This window comes from Sinorhizobium alkalisoli (genome assembly GCF_008932245.1).
Lineage (GTDB): Bacteria > Pseudomonadota > Alphaproteobacteria > Rhizobiales > Rhizobiaceae > Sinorhizobium > Sinorhizobium alkalisoli.
In genome coordinates, this window is record NZ_CP034909.1 from 1,338,719 (window position 1) to 1,353,502 (window position 14,784).

Here is a 14,784-nt window from a genome sequence, read left to right on the forward strand (position 1 = left end):
CTCTCGGCGCCGCATGATGGCAAAAAATGGCCGAACTCGAGTTTATGCGCTCCGCGTCTTATACGGGTTCCCGCAGCTTCAGCACCGGACATAAATCTCCGGTCGCGGCAGCGGGTGCTTGCGGCGGTCGAACGATCAAGCCGTCCGATTGCGCGAAGATCTTGGTCATCGACGAATCCTGGCGCGAGAAGGGTTCCGCCAGGAGCGAGCCGTCGGGCCCGACAGTGAGGCGCGCGCGAATGTAGTCCTGGCGGCGGTCGTTGGCGGGCAAGTCCGCGGCGAGACGGGCGGTGGTCAAGCGGGAGCGCGGAGGAAGATGTGCGAGCTTCCGGGTCAAGGGTTCGAGGAATAGCAGGGCGCAGACAAGGCTCGAGACCGGATTGCCCGGTAGTCCGAGCACCGTGATTCCAGCGAGCTCTCCCACCATCAACGGTTTTCCCGGCCGCATGGCGATGCGCCAGAAGTCAAGCGTCATGCCGCACCCAAGAAGCGTCGACTGAACGAGGTCGTGATCGCCGACGGAGGCGCCGCCAAGCGTGACGAGCACATCAATGTCGGCTGATTGAGCCTCGGCAACGGCAGCAGCGATTGCGGCGCGGTCGTCCGCGACGATGCCGAGGTCCAGAATCTCCGCGCCATTTTCGCGCGCGATCGCGGCGACACCGAACGTGTTCGAAGCGATGATCTGGTCGGGGCCGGGCGAACTGCCGGGGGGCAAGAGCTCGTCGCCGGTGGCGAGGATCGCGATCCTCGGACGCCCAAATACCGGCAGGCAGTCGTGGTTCATGCTGGCGGCGAGCGTCAGTCGGCCGGCATCGAGCACGCTTCCGCCGAAGAGCGCCAATTCCCCCGCCTCGAAATCCTGGCCGGACAGGCGGATATGACGCCCCTTCGCGGGCGCGAAGAGTGTGCGGACACGCGCGCCTTCAAGGATCTCGATATCCTCCTGGACGATGACGGTATCTGCGCCGGTGGGAAGGGGCGCGCCGGTGAAGATGCGCACGGCCTCGCCGCGCTTCACCTCGCCGCGAAAACCGCGTCCCGCGGCGGACTGACCGATAACCGCCAGCTCCGCGCCGATCTCGGCGATGTCCTCGTGGCGGACGGCATAGCCGTCCATGGCGGAATTGTCGAAAGCGGGGTGGGTGAGGCGAGCGGCCAAGTCTTCAGCGAGAACACGGCCAAGGCAGTCATGCAATGCAAGCCGTTCCGTTTCCTCGCGCGGGCGGGCCTTGGCAAGAACCCTGGCCAGGGCCTCTTCGACCGGAAGCAGGGACATCAGCGCCGGTCCCCCTCGCGCCGATAGTCGCCCGATCGGCCGCCCGACTTGCTGACGAGCCGGACGCCGCCGATCTCCATCTCCCGATCCGCGGCCTTGGCCATGTCGTAGATCGTGAGGCAGGCGACGCTGACCGCCGTCAGCGCTTCCATTTCGACGCCGGTGCGCCCATTTAGCTTTGCCATCGCCTCTACCCGCAGGCCGGGCAGCGCGGCGTCCGGAGCGATATCGACCGAAACCTTGGTGAGCATCAGCGGGTGGCAGAGCGGTATCAGGTTCGCCGTCTGCTTGGCCGCCATGATGCCGGCAAGCCGGGCGGTGCCGATGACGTCGCCCTTCTTGGCATCGCCTTCGAGGATCAGGGCCAAGGTTTCCGGCCGCATTCGAACGAAGCCTTCGGCGACGGCAACGCGGACCGTTTCCGCCTTGTCGCCGACATCGACCATGTTGGCTTCGCCGGTACTGTCGATATGGCTGAGTCGAGGTTCGTTCATTCTGCTGCCAAGGCGTCGTCCGCGCCGGTCAACAGCGCGCGCGTCGCCGCCTCCACGTCGCCCTTTCGCATCAGGCTTTCGCCGACGAGAAAGGTGGTGATCCCGCTCTCTTCGAGGCGTCGGCAGTCGGCATGGGTGAAGATCCCGCTCTCGCCGACAAGCAGCCGATCGGCCGGAACCATCGGCGCCAGGGCTTCGGAAACGGCAAGGTCAACCTCGAAGGTCCTAAGGTTGCGATTGTTGATGCCGACGAGAGGCGAGGACAGGCGAAGGGCCCTTTCCATCTCGCCTTCGTCATGGACCTCGATGAGCACGTCCATGCCGAGCGCGATGGCGGCGTCTTCGAGGCGGTGGGCGTCGTCGTCGGATAGCGACGCCATGATCAACAGGATGCAGTCGGCGCCCCAGGCACGGGCTTCGAATACCTGATAGCTGTCGAACATGAAGTCCTTGCGCAGCGCCGGAAGCGGCGAGGCGGCGCGCCCCGCCGTCAGATATTCCGGCGCACCCTGGAAGCTCGGCCCATCGGTCAGGACCGAAAGGCAGGCCGCCCCACCTGCAGCATAGGCTTCAGCGAGCGCCGGGGGGTCGAAATCCGGACGGATCAACCCTTTCGAGGGGCTCGCCTTCTTGATCTCGGCGATGAGGCCGAACTCGCCCTTCTGGCGTCGCCCGGCAAGGGCCGCATGAAAGCCGCGCGGAGCCGATTGATCGGCGATCCGCGCCTTCAATTCATCGAGCGGCATGCGCGATTTCGCGGCGGCGATCTCCTCGCGCTTATAGGATTCGATCTTGCGCAGAATATCCGTCATATCCTCTCCTCAAGCGGCATTGGAGACGGTGATCAGGCGCTGCAGGGCGGTTTTGGCTGCACCGCTCGAAAGCGATAGGCGCGCAACCGTCATGCCCTCGGCGAGATCCTTGGCGCGTCCTGCTATCATCAATGAAGCGGCGGCGTTCGCAAGCGAAATGTCTCGATAGGCGTTCTCCTCGCCATCGAGCACCGCCTGCAAGGCCGCCGCATTATGCGCTCCGTCGCCGCCCTTCAGAGCATCGAGCGTGACAGGGGGGAGGCCGAAATCGGCAGGTGTCAGTTCGAAACTCCTGATCTTGCCGTCCTCGAGCGCCGCCACCCTGGTAACCCCGGTCGTGGTGATCTCGTCGAGGCCTTCGCCATGGACGACCCAGACGCTTTCGGAGCCGAGATCACGCAAGACCTCGGCGATCGGATCGACCCATTGCGGCGCATAGACGCCGACGAGCTGCCGTTTGACGCCGGCCGGATTGGAGAGGGGACCGAGCAGGTTGAAGATCGTCCTCGTGCCGAGTTCGACGCGGGTTGGCCCCACGTGGCGCATCGCCGAATGATGCTGCTGGGCAAACATGAAGCCGACGCTGGCCTCGCGAATGCAGCGGGCGATCGCTTCTGGGCCGATGTCGAGCTTGACCCCGAGGCAGGAGAGCGCGTCCGCCGTACCGGATTTCGAGCTGAGCGCCCGGTTGCCGTGCTTGGCGACAGGGACGCCCGCGCCGGCGACGATGAGCGACGCCAGCGTCGAAATATTGTAGGTGCCCGCGCCATCGCCGCCGGTCCCGACGATGTCGATCGCATTTTCCGGGGCTTCGACCGGCAGCATCCGCGCGCGCATGGCTCCGACGGCGCCGACGATCTCGTCGACGGTTTCGCCGCGGACGCGGAGCGCCATGAGAAAGCCGCCGATTTGCGAGGGTGTCGCTGCGCCGGACATGATGATCTCGAAGGCGGAGCGCGCGTCGTCGCGGCTGAGGGCCTCACGCGCCGCGACCTTCGCAACGAACGGCTTCAAATCACTCATGCGTCACCCCTCACTGCCGCGCCAATGCCTGCTCGGCCAGCGTCTGGTTGATCGATACGCCATAGGCCGCCTGCAACGTGGACACCATCTGGTCGAGAATGTCGTCTCCGCTGGCGCGGGCGATCGCCTCGATCTGGCGGCTGTCGTCATCGAGGGCACTGGCCGGCGCACTCTCGTCCACCGCCGTCACCCGAAGGAGGATCTGGCCGTCGCCGTCGATCCCTGGTGCATTGGCGACATGCCCGTTCGGACCGCCGAAGGCTGCGATGATCGCCGCCTGGCTGAGCGCCGCATCCTCAGTCGAGCGCTTCAGTCCGGTTTTGCTTTCGATCGACAGGCCGAGCTCGGTTGCGATATCGGCAAACGTTTCGCCCTTCTCGACACGCTCCTTGAGTTCGGCGGCCTTGGCAGCGAGAGCCACGCCCTGCTGTTCGGCGGTCCAGTCGGCCGCCACTTCGTCGCGCACCTCCTCGAGGCTCCGATCGCGGGCGGGGATCACCTCTTCGAGGTCGAACCAGAGGTATCCGTCGCGTCCGATGTTGACTGCGAGCGTGTCGAGACCGACCTCGGCCTTGAAGACCTCCTGGAGCAGTTCGCGCTGCTGCGGCAGACCGGTTACGTCGTCGCCGTTCTGGTCCTTGCCGGTGGCATCTATCGCATCGACGGTGACGAGCTTCAGATTCAGCTGTTCGGCCACTTCCTTGACGGGCACACCTGCGGCGCGTTCGTCCTCGATCTTGGCGTGGAGACCAATAAGCTGGTCCCGCGCGGCGTCGAGAGCGATCTCCTTGCGCAACTCGTCCTTCACTTCGTCGTAGCTGCGAACGGTTTCCGGGCGGATGTTGGTGACGCGCAGGATGACGGGGCCGAATGCCCCCTCGACGACCGGCGTCACGCCGCCATCGGCGGGTACGGCGAAGGCGGCATCGGCAACCTTGGGGTCGGGCATGCTCTCCTTGGTGAAGTCACCGAGAAGAACGTCGCCGGCGCTTTTGCCTTCGGCTTTGATCAAGTCGTCGAATGAGGTGCCGGCGGCAAGCCTTGCCGCCGCGGCGTCGGCCGCTTCGTGCGAGGGGAAGGCGAGCTGCTCGATGGTTCTCGTCCCGGGCGAGCGGAACCTTTCCTTGCGCTGCTCGTAGTCGGCGCGCACTTCCTCCTCGGAAATGCTCTCGGGCGCGGCGAGATCTTCCGGCTCGAGCTTGATATAGCTGAACTTGCGATACTCCGGCGCGCGATAGTTCGCCTTGCGACTTTCGAACCAGGGCGCAAGCACGTCGTCGCCCGGAGCCTTGACCGCATCGATATTGGCGTTCGAGAGCATCAGATAGTCGATGCTGCGGGTCTCGTGACGGTACTTGCCGACCGCCTCGGCAAGTACGTCCGGAGCCTTGTAACCGTCTGTGATCGCATCGACGACCTGCGAACGCACCGCCACCTGGGCGCGGTTGCGGATGTAGTCCTTTTCGGTGAGGCCCGCATTGCGAAGCACGCTTGAAAAGGTCAACCGGTCGAACTGGCCGCTGGCGCTGTGAAAGGCCGGATCTTCGCCGATGAGCCTTGCGAGCCGGTCCTCGGAGAGGCCGAGATTCATGTCCTCGGCGAGTTGGTCGAGAGCCGCGCCGGCGACGAGCTGCGAGTAGACTTGCGCCTCGACGCCGAAGGCACGCGCCTGCTGCCGCGTAAGCGGCATGCCGAGCTGTCGCGACAGAAGGCTGCGCTGGCGCTCATAGGCGAGGCGGAAATCGCTGGCCGATACCTTGACGTCGCCGACGGTAACCACAGCGTCGGACGCGCCCCTCACCATCATCGTCTGACCGCCCCACACCATGAATGAGAGGATGAGAATGGCCATCAGGCCTTTGACGACCCGCGTCCGGGCGGCGTTTCTCAGGGAATCGAGCATGGGGGCAGAAAACCTCGTTGCAGTACAGCGGCATAGAGCCGAACGAGTTCGTTCCTTAGAACAAACCGGACGGGAATTGAAGGGCGCTATGATGCAAATTGCTTGATCCGTTCGGACTTGGGCGCTTGACCGGCTCGCTCATGCGTATTCGGCCATCTCATGGCTGCCTGTTTCCTGCGAAGCGACGATCGGCGGGGTAGGCGCAAACAGGAAAGAGCGTGTCGATTTCGTTAGCCGGCAACTGAAAACGATCTATAGGATTATCCGCTTTCCCTTATAGCAATTGGTCGGGAATCGTGTCTTCGATAGTGCTCCAGCAATCCCATTCTCCGTGGCCCTTACGGAACTAATGCCATGCAATCCACAATCGTGATGGTCAATCTTTTCGGCGCTGTTGCCCTGCTGCTGTTTGGCCTTTCCCTCGTCAAGGAAGGTGTGACGCGCGCTTTCGGGGCGCGGTTGCGGGCTGGCCTCGCGCAGGGGACCGGCGGACCCTTGCGGGCATTCGCGACGGGTCTCGTTGCGACGCTCGCGCTTCAGAGCTCGACCGCTACGGCCTTGATGACCGCGTCCTTCGTCGAGAAGGGCCTGGTGCGCTCTCGCATGGCGCAGATCGTGCTGCTCGGCGCCAATATCGGGACCGCGATGACGGCCTGGATCGTTGCACTCGGGATCGGGTGGCTATCGCCGCTGCTCCTGCTTGCGGGTGTCGTCACGCACCGGATGAGCCGGTCGAGCGCGCGCCAGGGCGGCGGTTATGCGCTGGTCGGCATAGGCTTGATGCTCCTGTCCCTCGAGCTCCTCGGAGCGGCAACGGCGCCGATGCGCGAATCGGAGGCGCTCGCCGCGTTTCTTGGCCTGCTCGACGGCGCATGGCCCGTCGCGACCATCATATCCGCCGGTCTCGCATTCGCCTCCTCTTCGAGCCTCGCCGTGGTCATGCTGGTGCTGTCGCTGTCCTCCGCCGGCGTGCTTTCGGCCGGCCTCACCGTCGCCCTGGTGCTTGGTGCGAATATCGGAGGTGCCATACCGCCTGTTCTCGCCACGCTTGGCTCAGCGCCGGCCGCGCGACGGGTGACGCTCGGGAATCTGGTGGTGCGCAGCATTGGCTGTTTGATCGCGCTTCCGCTCGTCGGCATAAACGTGGAATTCCTGCAGAGGCTGCCTCTGCAGCCGGAGAACCTGCCCGTCGACGTCCATCTGGCCTTCAATATGGTCGTGGCGCTCGTCGCATGGCCCTTCGCCGGCATGCTCGCGCGCGCCATGGCCCGGTTCGTTCCCGATGAGGAGGCAAGCGAACTGGGACCGCGCTATCTCGACGAGGCATCACTCGAAACGCCGGCCATGGCGCTCTCCGGCGCGACACGAGAGGTCCTGCGGGTGGGAGACCTGATCGAGTCGATGCTCATGCGTGCCTCGACAGCATTCAAGAATAACGACCTGAGCGAGCTCAACGATGTGGCCCGAATGGAAAGGCAGGTGGATCTCCTGCAGCAGGAGGTAAAGATCTTCCTGTCGAGGCTCGGACGCGGCGAACCGGACGAGGAGAACGGCCGCCGTTCGATCGTGATCATCGACTATGCCATCAACCTCGAACACATGGGCGATATCATCGAAAAAGGCCTTTGCGAGCAGATCCGCAAGAAGATCACCAACGGCCTGAAATTCTCCGAAGACGGATATCGGGAGCTGAAGAGTCTCTTCGAACTGACGATCGACAATCTCCGGATCGCCCAATCGATCTTCGTTTCGCGCAACGCCGATCTTGCGCGGCACCTGATCGAGGTGAAGGTCGACGTGCGGCACATGGAGAAGCAGTCCGCTGAGCGGCACCTGGAACGGCTGCGCGATGGTCTCGCCGAAAGCCTCCAGACGAGCTCGCTGCACCTCGACATGCTCAGGGATCTGAAGCGCATCAACGCCCATATCGCATCCGTCGCCTATCCGATCGTCGAGGAAAGCGGACTTCTGACGGAGAGCAGGCTGCGGCCGCGGGCTTGATGCTGCAGCAGGCGACCCGCGCGCGTCGCGTCATTGCGTTTTAACCGGATTAATGCGACGTGATTGGCCGACACGGCCTTGCCGCAATAACCTGTCGGTGGACAGTCGGATCAGGCGGGCGCGCAGGAAGACATGCAGCGGTTCAAAGTGCTACAGCGAGCTTTGCGCGTCTGATATGACGCGCGAAACTGTTGAAGAATACCAAGGAGAACAAGAGCATGGAACGGACTTGCCTGGCGATCATCCTGGCGGCTGGCGAAAGCACGCGGATGAAATCGGCAATGTCGAAGGTGCTGCACCCCATTGCGGGCAGGCCGATGATCGCGCATGTCGTCGACGCGCTGGCAAGCGCTTCCATTTCGGACGTGGCCCTGGTCGTCGGGCGCGACGCCGAGGCGGTCACGGCCGCGGCCGCGCATGGTGCCGCCACGGTCACTTCGTTCCTGCAGAAAGATCGATTGGGCACGGCGCATGCGGTGCTTGCCGCGCGGCAGGCCATCGAAAACGGGTATGACGATCTCCTCGTGGTCTTCGGCGACACGCCCCTGATCACCGCCGCGCCGCTCGTCGCGGCACGCGAGCGCTTGGCCGAGGGCAACGACGTCGTCGTCATCGGCTTCCAGACGGCAGAACCGAGCGGTTACGGTCGCCTGATCATCGAGGACGGAGAACTGCTGGCGATCCGCGAGCACAAGGACGCGTCCGAAGAAGAGCGCCGCATCACCTATTGCAATGGCGGCCTGATGGCGATCGACGGCCGCAAGGCACTCGACCTTCTCGGCCGCATCGGCAATGGGAATGCCAAGGGCGAGTATTATCTCACGGATCTCGTCGAGATCGTTCGTTCGCTCGGCGGCCGCGCGATTGCCGTGGAAGCGCCGGAGGAAGAACTGACCGGCTGCAACACGCGCGCCGAGCTCGCCTCTATCGAAAGGCTCTGGCAGCAGCGTCGCCGGCACGAGTTGATGCTGGCCGGCGTCTCGATGATTGCGCCGGAAACCGTCTTTCTTTCCTGGGACACCGAGCTTGCGCAGGATGTGCTGGTCGAGCCGAATGTCGTTTTCGGTCCGGGCGTATGCGTCGAAAGCGGTGCGGTCATCCACGCCTTTTCGTATGTCGAAGGGGCGCATATTGGCGCCGGCGCGCTCGTTGGGCCCTTTGCCCGCCTGAGGCCTGGCGCGGATCTCGGTCCGAAATCGAAGGTCGGCAATTTCTGCGAGGTGAAGAAATCCGAGATCGGCGCCGGGGCGAAGGTCAACCATCTAACCTATATCGGCGACGCCTTTGTCGGCGCCGGGTCGAATATCGGCGCCGGCACGATCACCTGCAATTATGACGGCGTGAACAAGCACGTGACCCGCATCGGCGAGAATGCCTTTATCGGTTCGAATACGGCGCTCGTGGCGCCTGTGACGATTGGCGACCGAGCGCTCGTCGGCGGCGGCAGCGTGATTACCGAGGACGTTCCGGCGGACGCGGTCGCGTTCGGCCGGGCGCGTCAGGAGGTGAAGCCCGGACGGGCCCCGGTACTGCGGGAGCGGTACGAGGCGGAAAAGGCCGCCAGGAAAAAGGCGAAGGCCGCCGAATAATCTCGTTAATTATTGAAACTGAAAGTGAAATCGAAGCGGATTGTCTCGCGCGATAATATCGGTACGAAGGCTTGGGGAAGGTGGCGTGCCCACCTGACGGTCACGCTGGCAGCGGGGCGGCTCGCGATCGCTGTCGTGATCTTTACGAAACTGGCGGGGCGAGGGGCGGTGATCTGAGAATATCCCTCGTCTCGCTCGGGTGACCTGTCGCGCCGCGTCGGCGTGGAGAAGAATGCGGAGTTTTATATGTGCGGGATTGTAGGCATCGTGGGAAGCCAGCCGGTTTCGGAGCGGCTCGTCGACGCGTTGAAGCGCCTGGAATATCGGGGCTATGATTCGGCGGGCGTGGCGACGATCAACGGCGGTGAGTTGCATCGCCGGCGCGCCGAGGGCAAGCTCGTCAATCTCGAGGCAAGGCTGAAAGAGGAGCCGCTGGCTGGTACCATTGGAATCGCCCACACGCGCTGGGCGACCCATGGCGCGCCGACCGAACGCAACGCCCATCCGCATTTCACCGCCGGCGTCGCCGTGGTCCACAACGGCATCATCGAGAACTTCGCCGAGCTGAAGAGCGAACTTGCTGCCGCAGGCGCCAAGTTTCAGACCGAGACGGATACCGAGGTCGTCGCCCAACTTCTCGCAAGCCTGCGCCGAGAGGGCATGGGACGGCGCGAGGCGATGCACGCGATGCTGAGGCGCGTCAGCGGCGCCTACGCGCTTGCCGTCCTGTTCGAAGACGATCCCTCGACCATCATGGCGGCCCGCAACGGGCCGCCGCTGGCGATCGGCCATGGCGAGGGCGAAATGTTCCTCGGCTCGGATGCCATAGCGCTCGCACCCTTCACCAATGAGATCACCTATCTGATCGATGGCGACTGGGCCGTCATCGGCAGGACCGGCGTGCATATATTCGATATCGACGGCAATCCCGTCGCGCGGCCACGCCAGACCTCCACGGCCGCCGCCTACATGATCGACAAGGGCAATCACCGCCATTTCATGGAGAAGGAAATCTACGAGCAGCCGGAGGTGATCTCCCATGCGCTCGGCCACTACGTCAATTTCATCGAGAACCGCGTGCTCCCGGCCTCCGACGTGATCGACTTCGCCAAGGTGCCGAGCCTTGCGATCTCCGCCTGCGGGACGGCCTATCTGGCTGGGCTGGTCGGCAAATACTGGTTCGAGCGCTATGCGCGCCTGCCGGTCGAAATCGACGTCGCTTCCGAGTTCCGCTACCGCGAGATTCCGCTAGCGCCGCAAGCGGCGGCGCTCTTCATCTCGCAGTCGGGCGAGACCGCGGATACGCTCGCGTCGCTGCGCTACTGCAAGGAGCATGGCCTGAAGATCGGTGCCGTCGTCAACACCCGCGAATCGACGATCGCGCGCGAGTCGGACGCCGTCTTTCCGATCCTTGCAGGACCCGAGATCGGCGTCGCCTCGACCAAGGCCTTCACCTGCCAACTCGCCGTTCTTGCCGCCCTCGCCATTGCCGCCGGCAAGGCGCGCGGCACGATCGGCGATGCGCAAGAGCAGGCGATGGTCAGGAGCCTCGCCGAAATGCCGCGCCTCATGGGTCGAGTGTTGAACAGCATTCAGCCGAAGATCGAGTCCCTGTCGCGGGAGCTCTCAAAGTGCCGCGATGTGCTCTATCTCGGCCGCGGCACGAGTTTCCCGCTCGCCATGGAAGGCGCATTGAAGCTCAAGGAGATTTCCTACATCCATGCCGAAGGCTATGCCGCCGGCGAATTGAAGCACGGCCCGATCGCCCTCATCGACGAGAACATGCCGGTCATCGTCATCGCCCCTCATGACCGCTTCTTCGACAAGACGGTCTCCAACATGCAGGAGGTAGCGGCCCGCGGCGGAAGGATCATCCTGATCACCGACGAGAAGGGCGCTGCCGCCTCGACGCTCGATACGATGCACACGATCGTCCTGCCGAATGTCGACGAGATCGTCGCGCCGATGATCTTCTCCTTGCCGGTCCAGCTTCTCGCCTATCATACGGCCGTCTTCATGGGCACCGATGTGGACCAGCCGCGCAACCTGGCAAAATCGGTGACCGTGGAATGATCATCAGGCCGGAGAGGGACGACGATCGAAGCGCGATCGGCGCCGTGACGGCCGCCGCCTTCGCCGGCCACCCGCATAGTGATCAGACCGAGCCGCTGATCATCGAGCGACTGCGCGCCGGCGGCGCCTTGAGCCTCTCCCTAGTGGCGGAGGAAGCGGGGGAAGTGATCGGCCACGTCGCCTTTTCGCCGGTGACGGTCACGCCTGCGGCTGCCGGCTGGTACGGGCTGGGCCCCATTTCCGTCCGGCCGGACATGCAGGGGCGCGGTGTGGGCAGCGCCCTCATCCGCAGAGGCCTGGATATGCTTCGGGGTTCAGGTGCTGCCGGCTGCGTTCTCGTGGGCGAGCCGGGCTACTACCAAAAGTTCGGGTTTCGCAACGAGCCCGCTCTTGCCTTTCCAGGTTGTGCGCCGCAATATTTCATGGCTCTGGCCCTGACGGAAGCAATGGCTTCCGGCACGGTCGCTTTTGATCCTGCCTTCGGGCTGGGCTGAGGGTTGGTGGCATTGGGCATGACGGACGGTTCCAAAGGCGGCATCATCGCATCGAGGCTGCGCAATTATTTCCTCACGGGGCTGATCATCTGCGCGCCCGTGGCGATCACCGTTTGGCTGGTTCGCTCCTTCATCGAATGGGCGGACAGCTGGGTGAAGCCCTATCTGCCGAGCTTCTACAATCCGGACAACTACCTGCCTGTGGCTATTCCGGGATTCGGCCTTTTGGTGGCCATCGTCGTCATCACCCTTGTCGGCTTCCTCACCGCCAATCTCGTGGGGCGAACGATCGTCAATATCGGCGAGTCGCTCCTTAACCGGACGCCGCTTGTGCGGACGATCTACAGGTCCTTGAAGCAGATTTTCCAGACGGTGCTGCAGGACCAATCCTCATCCTTCAAGACGGCCGGGCTCATCGAATATCCGAGCCCCGGCCTCTGGTCGCTGGTCTTCATCGCCACCGACGCCAAGGGCGAGATCGCTGCCAAATTCGACGAGCGCGGCCTCGACATGGTGGCCGTCTTCTTGCCGCCGACGCCGCTCCCGACCGCCGGTTTCCTGCTGTTCGTGCCGCGCGAAAAGATCGTTCCACTGCAGATGAGCGCCGAGGACGCGGCAAAACTCTTGATTTCGGGCGGTCTTGTCGCGCCGGAATACATGCCGCTTGCGAATGCGCCGCCGCGTGCGGTCGTGCAGGAGATCGCTTGAGGCGTTAGTGACGGTCGATCTTAAAGTCTGCTCTTGGCTAGTACGAACCGGTAGCCATCGAGCACAAGGGCCGGATGGAGCGCGAGTGCCGATTGCGCTTTCTTGCTCGTCGGATTCGGACCCAGGTTAATTGGTGCCCGGTCGGGAGATTGGGGGCAGGGGTATTGGTCACACTGACAAAGTGGCGCGTCCGACTCACTTCCGCGCAACCTCGGCCGAGCTATTTTGCAGCATTCGAAATGGAGATTTGCATGGCGAAGCTCTTCTTTGGAATGAACCAGTCCCTGGACGGCTATGTCGATCATCAGGAATTTGCGCCGGGACCTTCGCTCTTTCGTCACTTCATCGATCAAGTGCGCGGCCTGGCCGGCAGTATTTACGGTCGCCGTATATACGAGGTAATGCGTTATTGGGACGAAGACGCCCCTGAGTGGGGCCCGGAGGAACGCGACTTCGCGGCTGCGTGGCGGAGCCAACCGAAATGGGTCGTGTCGCGTTCGCTGAAGTCCGTGGGCCCCAACGCCACGCTCGTCGAGGATGATCTCGAGGCGGTGGTGCGTCGGCTGAAAGCCGGGTGCGCCGGCGAGATTGCAGTCGCCGGTCCGGAATTGGCGCAAAGCCTGACCGACCTTGGACTTGTCGATGAGTATCGACTCTACCTCCACCCGGTCGTGCTTGGTCACGGCAAGCCATTCTTCGCCGGTCCTCGACCGCCGCTACGCCTTGTGGCCTGCGATCAAATCGAAGACGTGATCAGGCTGACATACGTACCTGCCTAATTCCGGGAATATAGCGTCCGCAAGCGGCGACCGGTCGACTGCAGCAGTTCAAACCCCTCGAACCGTTTGGCGTGATAGGCGGCGACTTCCCCGCCTTTCGGTGTGTAGACGTCGCCGATGCCGGACATGCCTGCCATTGCTGCCTCGAGGTTCGGATGGAGGCCGCTTGCCACGGCGGCAAGCATGGCGGCGCCTAGGAGCACGGGCTCGTCCGTAGCCGGAGCCGCCACTTTGAGGCCCGTTGCATCTGCCAGGAGCTGCCTGATGATGGGGCTTCGGCCCGCGCCGCCACTGACGACAATGGTATCGACGCTGACACCTTCTGCCTGTTGGGCTTCGACGATCTGCCGCAATCCGCAGCCGAGCCCGCAAACGCCGGCCACGTAAAGCCGGATGAGCGAGTCGACGGATCGGTCCATGCTCAGCCCGGCAATGAGCGCCTTTGCCTCCGGATCGGCAAATGGCGCCCGGTTGCCGAGGAATTCGGGGACCACGTGCAGTCCGTCGGCAAGGATCGCCAAGTCCGGTTGGCCGGCGGCCATCGCGGCGGCCCGGGCGGCGAGCCATTCTGCCAGACCCATTCCGGCGGCCTCGGCCAGCCGCGCCGCTTCCGCAGAGGCCGGATGCAGCGACAGGAGATGGTCGATTGCAGCACCCGCCGCCGACTGGCCCGCCTCGTTTAGCCACAGACCCGGCACCATGGCGGAATAGTAGGGTCCCCAGACGCCCGGCACGAAGGCAGGCGCGTGCGTGGAGGTCATGGTGCAGGCGGATGTGCCGAAGACATAGGCCATCCGCGACGTCGCAGACCCGCCGTCGGCTTCGTCCTTCCAGCCGACCGTGCCGACACCTCCCGCGTGGGCATCGATCAGGCCCGCTGCGACGGGCACGCCGACCGGCAGTCCGAGCTCGGAAGCGGCCCGCGGCGTCAGGCCGGACCCCAACGCCGTTCCGGCCTCGACCACATGGCTGCCGATCCGGGCAAAATTGTCAGCCGTCAGCTCGGAAAGGCCCACGGTCCGGAAATAGCTTTCGTCCCATCGCCGCTCGTGTCCCAGATAGGTCCATTTGCAGGTCACCGTGCAGATCGACCGGGCGAGACAGTCCGTGGCGCGCCAGGTGAGGAAATCCGTGAGATCGAAGAAGTGCTCCGCGGCATTGAACGTCTCGGGCTTGTTTTCCTTGAGCCAGAGCAGTTTCGGCGTCTCCATTTCCGGCGAGATGCGGTTTCCGACAAAGCGCAGAACGTCATGGCGGGTGTCGTTGATCCGATTGGCCTGCCCGAGCGCACGATGGTCCATCCAGACGATGATATTGCGTTCGGGATGGCCCAGGTCGCCGACGGGCAACGATCTTCCCCCGGCACCGATCACCACCAGCGAGCACGTGGCATCCACGCCGATGCCGGCGATGGCGTTCGGGTCGATGCCCGATGCGCCGATGGCGCGGCGTATGCTGGCGCAAACGGCCTGCCAGATATCTTCCGAAGATTGCTCGTAGAGGTCCGGCCCGTCGCTGAAGAGGGCGATGTTCTGTTTGGCAGCGGCAAGCAGCCTGCCGGTGCTGTCGAATATCCCGGCCCGGGCGCTGGCGGTCCCGACGTCAATGCCGATCAGATAGCGGTCCATT

At 63.9% G+C, this 14,784-nt stretch carries 13 protein-coding genes; 7 read left to right on the plus strand and 6 right to left on the minus strand.

Going from position 1 to position 14,784, the window contains the following annotated elements:
- Positions 1 to 58: 58 nt before the first annotated feature.
- Genes EKH55_RS06660 through EKH55_RS06680 form a run of 5 tightly spaced genes read right to left on the minus strand, consistent with a single transcriptional unit; the run spans position 59 to position 5,511 of the window.
- Positions 59 to 1,279 (minus strand): molybdopterin molybdotransferase MoeA, encoded by a 1,221-nt coding sequence (locus EKH55_RS06660; protein WP_069457102.1) that lies wholly within the window; start codon positions 1,277 to 1,279, stop codon positions 59 to 61.
- Positions 1,279 to 1,773, minus strand: a complete 495-nt coding sequence (gene moaC / locus EKH55_RS06665; RefSeq protein WP_069457101.1) for a cyclic pyranopterin monophosphate synthase MoaC — start codon at positions 1,771 to 1,773, stop codon at positions 1,279 to 1,281. The genes EKH55_RS06660 and moaC overlap by 1 nt, the downstream gene beginning before the upstream one ends.
- Positions 1,770 to 2,585, minus strand: coding sequence for an indole-3-glycerol phosphate synthase TrpC (gene trpC / locus EKH55_RS06670; RefSeq protein WP_069457100.1), 816 nt, complete (start codon positions 2,583 to 2,585; stop codon positions 1,770 to 1,772). The genes moaC and trpC overlap by 4 nt, the downstream gene beginning before the upstream one ends.
- Before the next feature lie 9 nt (positions 2,586 to 2,594).
- Positions 2,595 to 3,608 carry an anthranilate phosphoribosyltransferase gene (trpD, locus tag EKH55_RS06675; RefSeq protein ID WP_151611195.1) on the minus strand — a complete coding sequence of 338 codons (1,014 nt, stop codon included), beginning with the start codon at positions 3,606 to 3,608 and terminating at the stop codon, positions 2,595 to 2,597.
- A gap of 10 nt (positions 3,609 to 3,618) precedes the next feature.
- Positions 3,619 to 5,511 carry a peptidylprolyl isomerase gene (locus EKH55_RS06680; RefSeq protein ID WP_151611196.1) on the minus strand — a complete coding sequence of 631 codons (1,893 nt, stop codon included), beginning with the start codon at positions 5,509 to 5,511 and terminating at the stop codon, positions 3,619 to 3,621.
- A gap of 354 nt (positions 5,512 to 5,865) precedes the next feature.
- On the opposite strand from EKH55_RS06680, the gene EKH55_RS06685 reads away from it, so the two are divergent.
- From EKH55_RS06685 to EKH55_RS06710, 7 genes are all read left to right on the plus strand, one after another.
- A complete protein-coding gene (locus tag EKH55_RS06685) occupies positions 5,866 to 7,512 on the plus strand; it encodes a Na/Pi cotransporter family protein (protein WP_151611197.1) in 1,647 nt (548 codons plus the stop codon).
- 218 nt (positions 7,513 to 7,730) lie between these two features.
- On the plus strand, positions 7,731 to 9,101 hold the full coding sequence (gene glmU / locus EKH55_RS06690; protein ID WP_151611198.1) for a bifunctional UDP-N-acetylglucosamine diphosphorylase/glucosamine-1-phosphate N-acetyltransferase GlmU: 1,371 nt from the start codon (positions 7,731 to 7,733) through the stop codon (positions 9,099 to 9,101).
- A 24-nt stretch (positions 9,102 to 9,125) separates the two neighbouring features.
- Positions 9,126 to 9,278 carry a hypothetical protein gene (locus EKH55_RS29330; RefSeq protein ID WP_165614688.1) on the plus strand — a complete coding sequence of 51 codons (153 nt, stop codon included), beginning with the start codon at positions 9,126 to 9,128 and terminating at the stop codon, positions 9,276 to 9,278.
- A gap of 69 nt (positions 9,279 to 9,347) precedes the next feature.
- On the plus strand, positions 9,348 to 11,174 hold the full coding sequence (gene glmS, locus EKH55_RS06695) for a glutamine--fructose-6-phosphate transaminase (isomerizing) (protein ID WP_069457095.1): 1,827 nt from the start codon (positions 9,348 to 9,350) through the stop codon (positions 11,172 to 11,174).
- Positions 11,171 to 11,668 (plus strand): GNAT family N-acetyltransferase, encoded by a 498-nt coding sequence (locus tag EKH55_RS06700; RefSeq protein ID WP_069457094.1) that lies wholly within the window; start codon positions 11,171 to 11,173, stop codon positions 11,666 to 11,668. Before glmS ends, EKH55_RS06700 begins: the two co-directional genes overlap by 4 nt.
- A gap of 18 nt (positions 11,669 to 11,686) precedes the next feature.
- The gene (locus EKH55_RS06705) at positions 11,687 to 12,376 is read left to right on the plus strand and encodes a DUF502 domain-containing protein (RefSeq protein WP_069457093.1); all 690 of its coding nucleotides are present in this window, start codon (positions 11,687 to 11,689) and stop codon (positions 12,374 to 12,376) included.
- A gap of 251 nt (positions 12,377 to 12,627) precedes the next feature.
- Positions 12,628 to 13,155 carry a dihydrofolate reductase family protein gene (locus EKH55_RS06710; RefSeq protein WP_069457092.1) on the plus strand — a complete coding sequence of 176 codons (528 nt, stop codon included), beginning with the start codon at positions 12,628 to 12,630 and terminating at the stop codon, positions 13,153 to 13,155.
- Here EKH55_RS06710 and EKH55_RS06715 read toward each other — a convergent pair.
- The gene (locus EKH55_RS06715) at positions 13,152 to 14,783 is read right to left on the minus strand and encodes an FGGY-family carbohydrate kinase (protein WP_151611199.1); all 1,632 of its coding nucleotides are present in this window, start codon (positions 14,781 to 14,783) and stop codon (positions 13,152 to 13,154) included. The two genes, EKH55_RS06710 and EKH55_RS06715, sit on opposite strands and share 4 nt — an antisense overlap.
- Between the last annotated feature and the right edge of the window lies 1 nt (position 14,784).